Origin of the sequence: Chloroflexus aurantiacus J-10-fl (assembly GCF_000018865.1) — a bacterium.
Lineage (GTDB): Bacteria > Chloroflexota > Chloroflexia > Chloroflexales > Chloroflexaceae > Chloroflexus > Chloroflexus aurantiacus.
The window spans coordinates 700,689-714,597 of sequence record NC_010175.1; the positions used below are offsets into that span (position 1 = coordinate 700,689).

Consider the following 13,909-nt stretch of genomic DNA (forward strand, 5'->3'; position numbering starts at 1 on the left):
TACGGCAAACCCGGCAGGGAAATGGTATCTATCTCTCCAAACTCAGGGCATCGCCAGTGTGACGGTGCGATCACGAGCGATGACTGCTACATACCTGACCGACGCCAGACTCGTGACGAGCACTAACAGCACTCCGCAACCAGCAGGGTAAGCGGCACGACACGCGCCTGATCGTGAGCACGGCTGGTGCGGCAGCGTGGCTGCCGCACGCCAAACGCTGCGCCACGGGTAACCCGGCAGGGAAACTATATCTATCTCTCTACGATCAGGGCATCGCTAGAACCTGTTTCAAAAAACACCTACAACGAAGGTATCTCATTCGTTGCCGACCGGTTCCCTGATCGTAATGAGCACACCCGGCATTCGCGTGACCAGTTAGGTCAACGACCTGACACGTGCCAGATCGTGTGTACGGCTGGCGCGGCAGCATGGCTGCCGCACTCCAAACTTCGCGACACGCGGATGATGAGCGAGCAAGGCAACTAATCCAGTGTGTGATAGCACCGCAGATGGTTGTTAGAGTGCGACAGTACAGCGTTTTATGAAATAAGTTCTAGTGTGACAGTGCGATCATGAGCGATGACTTACAGTAAACCGGATTTAGCATTACCCAACAAACCCTTATTCGCTCAGTTTTTGCAAGCCAATTTCATCTAACAGGACAATTCGACCTCGCCGCAACTCAATCAATCCCTGTGTACGAAGATCGTTCAGAATTTTGGTTGTGGTTTCGCGATATGTACCGAGCATTTCGGCTAACGCTTCATGGGTCAGGGCAACTTCCCGCTGGGAACTACCGGGACGGAAGAGGCGCGGTTTGGCGGGTTGAGCCATCTGTAGCAGGAGCGTGGCGATCCGCTGCGGTAAACTCTTGAAGGCAAAATCGGATAACCGTTGTTCAGCACTGATCAAACGCTGACCCAGAATCTCAACGATGCGAGTCGCAATCCGTGGATCACTCAGCAAGAGGCGCTTCACATCTTCGCGACTCATCAGGCAGAGCAGACAGGGAGTGAGTGCTTCGGCATAGTGCTGGTGCAGTTGTTGGCCAAGCAGCGCCATCTCACCGAAGATTGTTCCTTCGTTGAGGATGGCGGTTGTGAGCATCTTGCCATCGGTTGAGAGGCGATAGATGCGTACACGACCCTCTTTGAGGATGAACAGCACCTCTGCGCGTTGTTCCGGGGAAAAGAAGACGGTTCCGGCTGGAACACGCTGCATCGGTGCCCGTTTCCCCAGCAATTCAATCTCATCTGGATCAAGATCGCGAAAGATGTCAATATCACGCAGATAACGCACCTTGTCGTCCAGACGATCCGATTGCAACGTACCCACGCTCATTCCTTTCGCGATTTATATTGACACCCGTGCAATGTGATCAAGCCAGGCCAGCAGTGTTGATAGTTCTGGATTACCTAACGCGATGACTGTTTCACCTACCACATATGTTGGTGTGCCGAAGACGAAGGCAGGTCGTTTTGATGAATCCTGATCGAGATCGATCACTTCGACCGGATAGTCGGGACGTATCGTCCGTAACCGCTCGATAAGTTCATACGTGTATTTACAAACGGTACAGGTTGCTGAAACGTACACGCGCAGGGGGAGCATGATGATTTCTCCATCATTATAGCATTTTGGGTACGACATGGCCGCATGCGATGTCGTACCCTCTTCTTTGCTGTAACACCGGAATATTCTCAGCGATGCAGATACCAGGCGCACGTCGCGCCAGCCAATCCACCATACACGAGGTGGCCGACCAGACTCATCAGCATTGGCGGTGTGAAAGCAGCGGCAAATTGTAAGCCCATACCCATCATCAAGGGCATCAATACCATCGGCCCCAGAATCCACCAGATAAAGCCGTACCCCAATCCCCAGAGCACACCCTGCGTAATATTGGTAGAGCGGGCGGCGAAGAGAAAGCCAAAACCAGCACCAATGATGGCACTGATGACCATGTGTATCAGAAAACCAACGACTGCCGAGCTGCTACCGACCAGGCCGGCAATCATTGGCAGCATTCCCATCATTGCCATCATTATGCCGAAAACAACCCCACCAACTAATCCGCCAACGACGCCGCCAATGACCTTCGACATCAGGTTCTGCTGCGTTTGGATCGTATCCATCATCACGGCACCTCCTCAATTTCATTTCATCACAGCGAATGCATCCTGACTGTAGCAATGATGTAGTGTTTCTTCTGTGAGCCAGCCTACATTTCGGACAATAACGAGTAGTGCGCTGACGTAAGCCTGCTTTCTCGCCGGAGAGAGCACGCGCCTGGGTAGAAGTCAGCTCGCGTATGACCGACAAGTCAGGTGGTCGTGAGGTACACGTCTGTCGTTTCCGTGACCGGCAAGCCGTTACGATGTGCGACCGGCAATGTTATGCGACACACCCTCACCCGCCTCCCTATGCATTACCCACATGTCGCGCTGCGTTAGACAGGTCTGCACGTGCTCCCCGTGGCGGCTCTCCGTGGCGCAGGCTTCCAGCCTGCGTGCAAGCATCCCCGCCATCGCCGGCAGGTGCTGGCCGCAGCCGCTGGTGCGCAAGCACGAACCTGGTGCAACAATACGTCTACGTGCAGGTGTCGCATGTATGCCTGACCGACTCGATGATCGGCACGAGCACATCCAGCACCCCCGTGACCAGGATGGGGAACGGTATGCCACGCGCCGGATCGTGAGCACGGCTGGCGCGGCAGCATGGCTGCCGCACTCCAAACTGCGCGACATAGGTAATGTTGGTCGGCAACGGTATCTCCACTGAAACGTGATCCCCCTGTGCGGAGAGCTGTGACCGCTACGACCTCCACGTGATCGCAAGCACGGCTGGCGCGGCAGCATGGCTGCCGCACTCCAAACCGTACGACACGCGAATGACGAGCGGGTAAGGCAATCCATTCAGCACGTGATAGCACGGCTGGAGCTATGCACTGCCACCAGGCCAGTCGCCCACAACAGCACCCATGGTGATCATCCCCGCTGATACGCACGTGGTTGACACCAGTTATGGGTAATGCATAGCCCAGCAAGGGCGGGAACTGCCGATGCCGGATGGTTGCCGCTGTCGCGAGTTGAGCTGGTTTACGTGGGGAGCGCGCCGGAGGCGCGCGCTCCCAGGTGATGCGCCCCCGCCGGGGACGGGAACTGCCGATTCCGGATGGTTGCCGCTGTCGCGAGTTGAGCTGGTTTACGTGGTGAGCGCGCCGGAGGCACGCGCTCCCAGGTGATGCGCCCCCGCTGGGAGCGGGAACTGCCGATGCCGGATGGTTGCCGCTGTCGCGAGTTGAGCTGGTTTACGTGGGGAGCGCGCCGGAGGCGCGCGCTCCCAGGTGATGCGCCCCCACCCTCACCCGCCCCCGCTGGGGGCGGGAACTATCGATGCCGGATGGCGGTCACTGTCGCAAGCTGAGCGGGGTCACGTGCTGAGCGCGCCGGAGGCGCGCGCTCCCAGGTGATGCGCCCCCGCTGGGGGCGGGAACTGCCGATGCCGGATGGTTGCCGCTGTCGCGAGTTGAGCTGGTTTACGTGGGGAGCGCGCCGGAGGCGCGCGCTCTCAGATGACACGCCCCCACCCTTGCCCGCCTCCGCTGGGGGCGGGAACTGCCGATTCCGGATGGTTGCCGCTGTCGCGAGTTGAGCTGGGTCAAACAGACTCTGCCCTGGTTAGCGATAGATGCGTGTATCGGGGCGAAATGCAGCCCAGGAGAACCAGAAATGATCAATCGCCGGTACGGGGGTCAGTGTCACTCCTGCCAGGGGGCCATCTATTGCTCGCCCGAAGAGATCCCACCTGGTGCCAGTTTCACTGTCTATCAGATGATCGTCGGCAATAGTGAATTGTACAGTTTGACCATTGACGATCCGTTGATAGGCTATCGCCATCCCCACATCACGGCCATCAGCGATTTGCGCACTGTCGAGCGCCGAAGCAGCACCGGCGCGCCACACGACTACAATTGGCAATCCACCTACTTCATCGTGGATGACCTGCATCGCAGCGAGCGTATCGAAGGGGTACGCAACCGCCTCACCATTGTGATCGACGGTTAGAACACGAGCCATAGCCGGTAAGGCATCCGGAGTAGGCGGGCCGTCGTACAGAAAGGGCGAGCGCTCAATATCATCGTAGCCGAGATAGGGGTTACGACCATAGTCGCGAACATAACCCGTTTCACGGGAGAGCACTCTCCCATCAGGGTAGCCGGCGGCGAAGGTCTCCCAGGCCACTATAGCGGCGGGAATGAAAGCGAGCCGATGACCGGTCAATTCACCAACAATCGCCTCACCAGTTGCCTGCTGCCACCAGCTCTCGGTCTGACGGTCGTACATCACGAGGTTGCTGTAACGCAGCAGACCGGTAGTGCCGAAATCAAGTATCTGCGAACTGAGGCGTCGCTCGAAGACGATGGCGGTGTTACAGAGTGGGCAGAAGGTGACTGTTACCGGTATATCATTGACCGTATCGTTAACAATTTCGTGCCACATTAGAATCTGGATCGGGTAGGCACGAGCTTCCTGCCCAATTACCAACGCGATTACCGGCTCGCGTGGCCGAAGCCACTCGTTCGCTGCTGTTACCGAGACGAAGCGTGGATTGTCTATCGCAGGGATGCCATCTTTTGGCGGGCCACCAGAGCGAATTTCGGCAAACGGCACGGAATGACGGCTAAAGTCGGTGCGAAACTGACCAGCCCCATCTGGCAAGTCTGCCAACAATGACGCCAATGCAGTTGGATTGGCGGGTGTTGACGTGGATGTCACCTGAACAGAACTCGTGCTGCAAGCTACCAGTACGAGAGTCAGGAATGTGGTGAGAAGAAGCGGTCGCTTCATGGCAGTGTCCTTTTTTCAGGAGAAAGTAGAACGCAGGAAGCAGGAGCATGGGGTAGGGGATAGAGGTCTGGTGCGTTGAGCAAGCCTCTTTTCTTGTCTTCTGCTATCCCGTTACCTGATCGCGGCGAAGGGATTGCGACATTCACTAAACAGATACTCTAACCGTCAAGAGATTGGCTTCATCCCCAAAAACGATCTGGTGCCGCAACCGATGCTCTCTGGCTCCACAAGGTACCCGATGGATGTAAGAGATATGCAGCCTACAGAATACCGAAGTATAGCTTTCACCCTATAGCGGCACATACCTCTGAATCAGACGATGGTATCATCGGGCAGAGTGCTCTTCTCGCATTAGACACATGTCGCATAACCTGATCACACCGTCATTTACTATACCCATAGTACCTGTTCAAAGTATGTAAGCCAGCTTACCAAACATAGATAATCTGCTTCAGGTACACCTATGCTATGCTAGTAATACGAGCATGTTGGAGAGAGCGATGACAACTGAACCCCTCTTACTCATAACCGGTCTCCTATTGGCGATTAGTGTTGCTGCGACCCGTGCCTCAAACCGGTTTGGTGTACCGGCACTGATCCTGTTTATGGCAGTCGGTATGCTGGCCGGTTCTGACGGGCCGGGCGGTATTGCGTTTACCGATGCCGGAGTAGCCCAACTGATCGGGGTGATTGCGCTGATCTACATCCTCTTTTCAGGAGGACTGGACACCGACTGGCAGATTATCAAACCAGTCCTGACCGAGGGTTTGATTCTGGCGAATGTTGGTGTGCTGGTCAGCACCGTGATTGTTGCGGTTGGTGCCCACTTTATGCTCGGCTTTGACTGGCCCCTTGCCCTGCTTCTCGGCGCAATCGTCTCGTCCACCGACGCGGCGGCGGTCTTTAGTGTCATGCGCACGCGAGGGATACATCTCAAGCATCGGCTTGAACCACTCATCGAGCTGGAGTCGGGAAGTAATGACCCGATTGCGGTCTTTCTCACCATCGGCTTAACCAACCTGGTGATCAACCCACAGGCATCGCTACTGACCCTTATCCCGTCTTTTATCATACAGATGATCCTCGGTGCTGCCGGTGGGTACGCCTTTGGCCGGTTGATGATCTGGGTGGTCAACCGCATCCGGCTGCAACAGGAAGGGCTGTACGTGGTACTGACGATGGCCCTGACCCTGCTAACCTATGGCTTCACAGCGATCATCGGCGGCAATGGCTTTCTGGCGGTCTATCTGGCAGGTATCATTCTGGGCAATGCCAATATTGTTCACAAACGGTCTATTCTCCGTTTCCACGATGGTGTAGCGTGGCTCAGCCAGATTGCCATGTTCTTGATTTTGGGACTGCTGGTCTTTCCATCGCAGCTACCGGCAGTGGCCGGGCAGGGACTGGCAATGGCACTCTGGCTCGTCTTCGTCGCCCGACCGGTCTCGGTCATTATCGCCCTGGGCTGGAAACGTCGCTCATTACCGCAACTATTGATGATAGCCTGGGCTGGATTGCGGGGAGCAGTTCCGATTGTGCTGGCAACCTTCCCGCTGCTGGCCGGCGTTCCCGATGCGCCGCTCCTGTTCAACCTGGTCTTCTTCATCGTCCTGATCTCAGTCCTCTTGCAAGGTATCTCTATCGGCTGGGTCGCCCGTCGCCTGGGCGTGATGACCGATCAGGCCGAAGTGATAGACAGCCACCTCTTCGTGCCAGAAGTCAGTGGAGCCAGTCAAATCCTGGAAGCACAAATTCCGCCAGACTCAGCACTGGTTGGCAAATCGCTGATCGACGCCGATCTCCCACGCGGCTTACTTATCGTGCAGATTCAGCGTGCAGACGGCTACATTATCCCGAACGGCAGTACTGTCTTTGCGCCTAATGATCGGCTGGTATTACTGGTGGCACCCACCGCGATGCCGGCGGTGACTGAGCTGTGCGCCAGTTGTAGTCTGAATCCCATCGGCTCACTGTTGAAGTGAGGAGAGGCGACGAGCATAGCCGGCGCTACTGCGTGAATGTACGAAATAGCTGCTATGCAGAAGCGAGCACCGTGGGGTAAGTAGCGGGTAAGCACATATTCCTGTCACATCCCTGACAGCGGCAAAAACGTCCGCCGTCAACAAAAATCGGGGAGGGCCATATCCAATGCCCTCCCCGATACATCGGGATTAATCGTTCAACTCTACCTGATTACCACTACTAACAAAAATCATCTTTTCGGCCATATTCAGTGCCCGATCTGAAACGCGCTCGAAATTATGGGCAATGAACAGCAGATCGGCGATCTCTGGCGGCGTCAGTTGGGACACCAGCGCACGCTTCAACCGCTTATACTCGTGATCAATCTCATCCTCATTGAGAATGATCTCCTTAATCGCATCGGGATTACCATTTCCCAGCGCTGCCAGGGTGCGTTCAAGATTAGCGCGGGCCACCCGACCAAGCGCAACCAGATCAGGCGGCGCATGCAATGCACCGCGGTTCGGGTCAGGGCTACCGGCCACCATCTTTGCCGTACTCTTCGCATAATCGGCGATCCGTTCCAACTCATAACTGATCGCCATAGCGGCAACAATCCGGCGCAAATCACGGGCCACCGGCTGCTGGGTCGCGATCAGATTCACCGCATGCTGCTCAATCGCGTCCCTTGCCTCATTGAACGCAGCATCGCCGGCAACAACCGCTTGCGCCAGCTCCACGTCACCCTTTTCCAACGCCGTAATAGCCCGATCCAGTGCCCCGACCACCGCATTCCCAAAATCCAACACCTGCTTACGCAAGGCATCCAATTCCTGATCGAAATGTTCTCGCGGTCGCATGAAGGTTACTCCCTCGTGATAAACTGCTCCCGTCTCTTTCAGGATACACGTTTCAGTGCTTTTTGACCAGTAGGTATCTGCTTGAAATTTCGTTACATGTCGTGGTCATTGCGACAACCAGCCAGGAACATGCAGGACAAGCCAAATTGCCACCTTTTGTCACCACAGAGACACGGAGGACACAGAGAATGGGTATAATCCAGGTTGCTACCGTGAGGCGTGATGTAGCACGTTCATGGGAACTTCACATTGTGCATGCAGTTACACCATACGGTGTTGCGAGAACCGTTGTGCTGTTCATCCTGATAATCAGCCTCCATAGGCTGCCCACAGCACAGGTAGCAACTTGAGTTACGATACCACCGAAACAGATTATAGCATTGGAGGAATCGACTGTGGTACAGCGTATCTTCACCATCTTCTTTATACAGATCATCTTCTTCATCAGTGGATGCAGCCGACCGGTGGCGACAGAGCAAACCAGCCTCAGCGACTACCCACCACTTCCCGACAACCTGACGCGCGCCCAGGTTGTCCGCGTCGTCGATGGCGACACCATCATCGTGCGGATCGGGCGGGATGAAGAGCGGGTACGGCTAATTGGCATCAACACCCCAGAGTCGGCCGATCCGCGGCGACCGGTCGAGTGTTTCGGGAAAGAAGCGGCGAGCAATGCGCGCAAACTCGTAGACAGACAAACCGTCCTGCTAGAAGACGACCCCTCACAAGACTCACGAGATCGGTTTGGCCGCCTCCTGCGCTACGTCTGGCTCGAAGACGGACGCATGGTCAATCTGGAACAGATTCGACAAGGGTACGCCTACGAATACACCTACGACGTGCCATACCGCTATCAAGCGATCTTCCGGGCCGCCGAAGCGGAAGCCCGCAACGCCCAGCGCGGGCTATGGGCACCGGAGACGTGCAACGGCCAGCGGTGAAGGGCATTGCGAAGCCACTGCGCTGGAGGGGCGAGATACGACACGTATACCCTGTGCGGTGACAGATTACATGAACACCAAGACGGGGCAGGCACAAAACCTGCCCCGTCTGTGATCTTGTGGAGGTTTTGATTACACGATTAGATAGAGTTTGCGCCTTTGGCGAGGATTATGGTTTTTTGGAATTGTCACCAACGACGATGACCGGCAAGCAACCGTGTACACATTTCAATCCCCGCGAGGGGATGTTGGGTTTTTGAAGTTGTCTTGAGAATTGGTGGCTGACACTGCCGTTCTGTTTCGTGTTTCAATCCCCTCGCGGGAGTTTCAATCCCCTCGCGGGGATTTTGGTTTTTTGAAGTCCGCAGACTGACGAGGAATGCGCAGCTGCGGCGTTGGCCAGTTTCAATCCCCTCGCGGGGATTTTGGTTTTTTGAAGAGAAAGGAGTACACCAATGGCAACCTGGATCAAGACCGACATCGGTTTCAATCCCCTCGCGGGGATTTTGGTTTTTTGAAGGCAAACCTTGCGGAGTGGATCACTCAGATCACGACTGCACTGTGTTTCAATCCCCTCGCGGGGATTTTGGTTTTTTGAAGGAAGAGAAGGAGGAGGTGTTCAAGTTTCGCTTTCTAATAGGTTTCAATCCCCTCGCGGGGATTTTGGTTTTTTGAAGCCTGGCCGGCCAGCGGATCGGTGAACTCCCAGGCCAAAGAGTTTCAATCCCCTCGCGGGGATTTTGGTTTTTTGAAGAGACTGGCAAGACTACGCGCTGTTTCGATATTGGTTTTTAAGTTTCAATCCCCTCGCGGGGATTTTGGTTTTTTGAAGACGATATTGCGCCGCCCGATAAATTGCTCCCGCGTTGATGTTTCAATCCCCTCGCGGGGATTTTGGTTTTTTGAAGACATAGGCGGCGTTGGCGTCAAGAATCAGATTGATCGCTTTGTTTCAATCCCCTCGCGGGGATTTTGGTTTTTTGAAGGCGTCTACCAAGATTGGCATATAATCCAGTTCCTCGATCGGTTTCAATCCCCTCGCGGGGATTTTGGTTTTTTGAAGTCAGTGCCGACGGCGCAGTTTGGGAACTCGTAGTATTTTCGGTTTCAATCCCCTCGCGGGGATTTTGGTTTTTTGAAGAAACGTACTATCGCCTTGGGGTCTGGCTCTGGCGATAAGTTTCAATCCCCTCGCGGGGATTTTGGTTTTTTGAAGCAAGAATTAGTGGCGCCAATCGCGAATAGTTGGCACACAGCGTCGTTTCAATCCCCTCGCGGGGATTTTGGTTTTTTGAAGTTCTGAAAACGGCAGAAGCAATCCTGCGACGTAAATATGGGTTTCAATCCCCTCGCGGGGATTTTGGTTTTTTGAAGTTAGAACGCGCTGTCTTTTGCGGTGGAAGCGAACTTCTGGTTTCAATCCCCTCGCGGGGATTTTGGTTTTTTGAAGAGACCACCCAACCCGCGCAGAGGAACGTCGGCAATTTGGATGTTTCAATCCCCTCGCGGGGATTTTGGTTTTTTGAAGCAGAAATTACTCGTTTGATGGAGGCCGGCGCGGCAGAATATATGAGTTTCAATCCCCTCGCGGGGATTTTGGTTTTTTGAAGGTTACGGAGTACGAGAATGTCAATCAAGTTTTTCCGGGTTTCAATCCCCTCGCGGGGATTTTGGTTTTTTGAAGGGACGGACGGTGGCGGGTCGTCACGTCGGGGGTTCGCCTTGGTTTCAATCCCCTCGCGGGGGTTTTGGTTTTTTGAAGGTAGGGGTCGGTGCCGGTATTACGGTTGACCAGCTCGATCCGTTTCAATCCCCTCGCGGGGATTTTGGTTTTTTGAAGCAGAACGTCAGTTTTGACCTCAAACACCTCGCGCATCACTTTCCGTTTCAATCCCCTCGCGGGGATTTTGGTTTTTTGAAGACGACCTTCTATCCGCGCTGGACATCAGCGACAATGTTCAGTTTCAATCCCCTCGCGGGGATTTTGGTTTTTTGAAGTCACGGTTAACGGACGCCAGTACCTGATTCCGGTCACCCCTCCGGTTTCAATCCCCTCGCGGGGATTTTGGTTTTTTGAAGCGGCAGAGGTTTTGCTCCGCAAGCGGTTCGGTTGTTTACTCGGTTTCAATCCCCTCGCGGGGATTTTGGTTTTTTGAAGAGTTGGCCAGTTTCTCAGATCACCGTTTGGCCAGCCGCTGCTAGGTTTCAATCCCCTCGCGGGGATTTTGGTTTTTTGAAGGTAGGTATGGTATTGTTGCGAAAAGCCGCAAACCGGCTCGGTTTCAATCCCCTCGCGGGGATTTTGGTTTTTTGAAGTTGGAAGATTGAACAGCGAAAAACAGACTTACGTAAACGAGTTTCAATCCCCTCGCGGGGATTTTGGTTTTTTGAAGGCAATCGGCGCACCAGGCCGGCTTGACCGGCGGCGTCAGTTTCAATCCCCTCGCGGGGATTTTGGTTTTTTGAAGCCGTTGTCCGCCGCGCCGGAAGCGGCGGCGGGATCGGCGGGTTTCAATCCCCTCGCGGGGATTTTGGTTTTTTGAAGCACGAGCGCTACATTCTGCGTCTGATCCACCACGATCCCGGGTTTCAATCCCCTCGCGGGGATTTTGGTTTTTTGAAGGAATCAAACCCTTTCGCGTCATGAGCGCCATGGCTCGTCGCGTTTCAATCCCCTCGCGGGGATTTTGGTTTTTTGAAGGTTGTTGCGTAGTGTTGGGAGTAGCATTCTTAACTACGTTTCAATCCCCTCGCGGGGATTTTGGTTTTTTGAAGCGGTCGTTGATGTCGACCACCAACGTCAGGGGCGATCATGGGTTTCAATCCCCTCGCGGGGATTTTGGTTTTTTGAAGCCGGATCGCGCCCCACTCTTGGGGAAAACAAACTATATGTTTCAATCCCCTCGCGGGGATTTTGGTTTTTTGAAGGGTTCCAATGTCGTGTGAACACGCCGTCTTTGCAAGCATGGGTTTCAATCCCCTCGCGGGGATTTTGGTTTTTTGAAGGTGCACGGCGGGGGTGGCGACCGCTCTCGCCAGTGCTGTGGGTTTCAATCCCCTCGCGGGATTTTGGTTTTTTGAAGTCCGACAAAGCTGTGCGGCAGGCGGTGGTCGGAGTATTGGCGTTTCAATCCCCTCGCGGGGATTTTGGTTTTTTGAAGGTCACGAGTTACTGTCGACGAAGACGTACCAGACATCTTCGGTTTCAATCCCCTCGCGGGGATTTTGGTTTTTTGAAGTGCATGGTTGGCACGCCACATTACAAGTCTTGCGCATTATGTTTCAATCCCCTCGCGGGGATTTTGGTTTTTTGAAGCTGCTTCGCGCGCCCATGGCGCCTCGTCATCGCGTATGTTTCAATCCCCTCGCGGGGATTTTGGTTTTTTGAAGAGAAAGACCGGTAACCCGCTTGCCTTGTTCGACATTTTTGAGTTTCAATCCCCTCGCGGGGATTTTGGTTTTTTGAAGGAATCGCGGAATCGGTTTTTCTGTCGCGCAATGCTCGGTTTCAATCCCCTCGCGGGGATTTTGGTTTTTTGAAGCAACCACCGCGCGGCTCGGGGAAATCAATCGCGTTGCGTTTCAATCCCCTCGCGGGGATTTTGGTTTTTTGAAGAGACGAGGAATTGTCAGCGCTGGCCGCGCTGATCGCTGCGTTTCAATCCCCTCGCGGGGATTTTGGTTTTTTGAAGTCACTGTCGCGATGGCAGCACTGAGCTGGCGCTTCGATCTGTTTCAATCCCCTCGCGGGGATTTTGGTTTTTTGAAGTCGTTGCCGTTCCAGCTACCTAATCCGTTTGCACCGTCGGTTTCAATCCCCTCGCGGGGATTTTGGTTTTTTGAAGCGCTTGGGTGATGAGTGGGTAACGCGGCAGGACGTGGGAGAAGTTTCAATCCCCTCGCGGGGATTTTGGTTTTTTGAAGTTATGCAACTCAAGCAATTCCCCGCATTGCGGGAATTGCGTTTCAATCCCCTCGCGGGGATTTTGGTTTTTTGAAGGTACCCGCACCTGCCAGTAAAGAGTAAGTACCGCCGTCATGTTTCAATCCCCTCGCGGGGATTTTGGTTTTTTGAAGTTGCGCTTGCAGTGGCGGAAGAGTTGGTCGAGGAACGTTGCTGGTTTCAATCCCCTCGCGGGGATTTTGGTTTTTTGAAGAAACACAGACGAGGCGGCGGTCGCGTTTTTCCGACCGTTCTTGTTTCGATCCCCTCGCGGGGATTTTGGTTTTTTGAAGAAAAGGAGGAGCGGGAGGCACTGACGGCCTTGCAAGCCGCGTTTCAATCCCCTCGCGGGGATTTTGGTTTTTTGAAGTCTGGGCCGGCAAGCCGTCGAAGGTACGGCTGCCGGAAGGTGTTTCAATCCCCTCGCGGGGATTTTGGTTTTTTGAAGAGTATAGACGTAAGAAGCAATCAAACAAAAAAAGGAGTTAAGTTTCAATCCCCTCGCGGGGATTTTGGTTTTTTGAAGCCATCCCGATACCGTCAGAGCCGGCGGCTGAATAACAGCAGGTGGTTTCAATCCCCTCGCGGGGATTTTGGTTTTTTGAAGCGGGTTGGCAACCGTTCCGCCGCTCGGGCACACTCGCAGAGGTTTCAATCCCCTCGCGGGGATTTTGGTTTTTTGAAGTTGGCGAAACATTTGTCGTTGGTCATTTGTCACAATTTCAGTTTCAATCCCCTCGCGGGGATTTTGGTTTTTTGAAGGTGGATGCTGCGAAGCACATTCGTGGTTGGATGAAGCATAAGTTGTTTCAATCCCCTCGCGGGGATTTTGGTTTTTTGAAGATAATTTTCACCTGTGTATCAAAATCAACCCGCTTTAACGTTTCAATCCCCTCGCGGGGATTTTGGTTTTTTGAAGCGGGAGAAGTATCGCGAATGAGGAACCGAAATATTTAGTTTCAATCCCCTCGCGGGGATTTTGGTTTTTTGAAGCCAGATTATCCAGACTAGCGAGGGCTTGATTGTCATTCACGTTTCAATCCCCTCGCGGGGATTTTGGTTTTTTGAAGGCCGATCTGCTCACGCATCACCAGATGCGCCGCAGTGCCGCTTGGTTTCAATCCCCTCGCGGGGATTTTGGTTTTTTGAAGGAGGAAAAAATGTACCTTGTTAACCTGTACGGCGATTTTAGTTTCAATCCCCTCGCGGGGATTTTGGTTTTTTGAAGTTGCAACAATATCTCATTCCGGCGGTTGCGCTGTTGCACCAACCGGTTTCAATCCCCTCGCGGGGATTTTGGTTTTTTGAAGTTAATTGGTCCCGGTGGACGAATGAAGACGACTCCGGATTTGT

The 13,909-nt window shown here is 54.1% G+C and carries 8 protein-coding genes and 2 CRISPR repeat arrays (1 of these 10 running past the window's edge); of the genes, 3 read left to right on the plus strand and 5 right to left on the minus strand.

Annotated elements, in window-relative coordinates; genetic code table 11:
• Positions 1-621: 621 nt before the first annotated feature.
• The 3 genes from CAUR_RS02785 to CAUR_RS02795 form a co-directional block, all read right to left on the minus strand.
• Positions 622-1,341 (minus strand): Crp/Fnr family transcriptional regulator, encoded by a 720-nt coding sequence (locus CAUR_RS02785; protein ID WP_012256448.1) that lies wholly within the window; start codon positions 1,339-1,341, stop codon positions 622-624.
• A gap of 12 nt (positions 1,342-1,353) precedes the next feature.
• Positions 1,354-1,611, minus strand: coding sequence for a hypothetical protein (locus CAUR_RS02790; protein WP_012256449.1), 258 nt, complete (start codon positions 1,609-1,611; stop codon positions 1,354-1,356).
• A gap of 89 nt (positions 1,612-1,700) precedes the next feature.
• Entirely contained in the window at positions 1,701-2,138 is a 438-nt protein-coding gene (locus CAUR_RS02795; RefSeq protein ID WP_012256450.1) for a hypothetical protein, read from the minus strand.
• A gap of 472 nt (positions 2,139-2,610) precedes the next feature.
• On the opposite strand from CAUR_RS02795, the gene CAUR_RS02800 reads away from it, so the two are divergent.
• A complete protein-coding gene (locus CAUR_RS02800) occupies positions 2,611-2,781 on the plus strand; it encodes a hypothetical protein (RefSeq protein ID WP_012660468.1) in 171 nt (56 codons plus the stop codon).
• An 899-nt stretch (positions 2,782-3,680) separates the two neighbouring features.
• On the opposite strand, the gene CAUR_RS02805 is transcribed toward CAUR_RS02800, so the two are convergent.
• Positions 3,681-4,850, minus strand: a complete 1,170-nt coding sequence (locus CAUR_RS02805; RefSeq protein ID WP_012256451.1) for a DUF3179 domain-containing protein — start codon at positions 4,848-4,850, stop codon at positions 3,681-3,683.
• A 500-nt stretch (positions 4,851-5,350) separates the two neighbouring features.
• Between CAUR_RS02805 and CAUR_RS02810 the strand changes: the two genes are divergently transcribed.
• On the plus strand, positions 5,351-6,832 hold the full coding sequence (locus tag CAUR_RS02810; protein ID WP_012256452.1) for a potassium/proton antiporter: 1,482 nt from the start codon (positions 5,351-5,353) through the stop codon (positions 6,830-6,832).
• A 189-nt stretch (positions 6,833-7,021) separates the two neighbouring features.
• Here the strand turns inward: CAUR_RS02810 and phoU are convergent, their stop codons facing one another.
• On the minus strand, positions 7,022-7,672 hold the full coding sequence (gene phoU, locus CAUR_RS02815; RefSeq protein WP_012256453.1) for a phosphate signaling complex protein PhoU: 651 nt from the start codon (positions 7,670-7,672) through the stop codon (positions 7,022-7,024).
• 395 nt (positions 7,673-8,067) lie between these two features.
• Between phoU and CAUR_RS02820 the strand changes: the two genes are divergently transcribed.
• Positions 8,068-8,613 carry a thermonuclease family protein gene (locus CAUR_RS02820; RefSeq protein WP_012256454.1) on the plus strand — a complete coding sequence of 182 codons (546 nt, stop codon included), beginning with the start codon at positions 8,068-8,070 and terminating at the stop codon, positions 8,611-8,613.
• A gap of 225 nt (positions 8,614-8,838) precedes the next feature.
• A CRISPR array of direct repeats spans positions 8,839-11,620; the repeat unit is 37 nt; unit sequence GTTTCAATCCCCTCGCGGGGATTTTGGTTTTTTGAAG.
• A gap of 117 nt (positions 11,621-11,737) precedes the next feature.
• Positions 11,738-13,909: direct repeats of the CRISPR family, unit length 37 nt; unit sequence GTTTCAATCCCCTCGCGGGGATTTTGGTTTTTTGAAG; it runs 16,567 nt beyond the window's last position.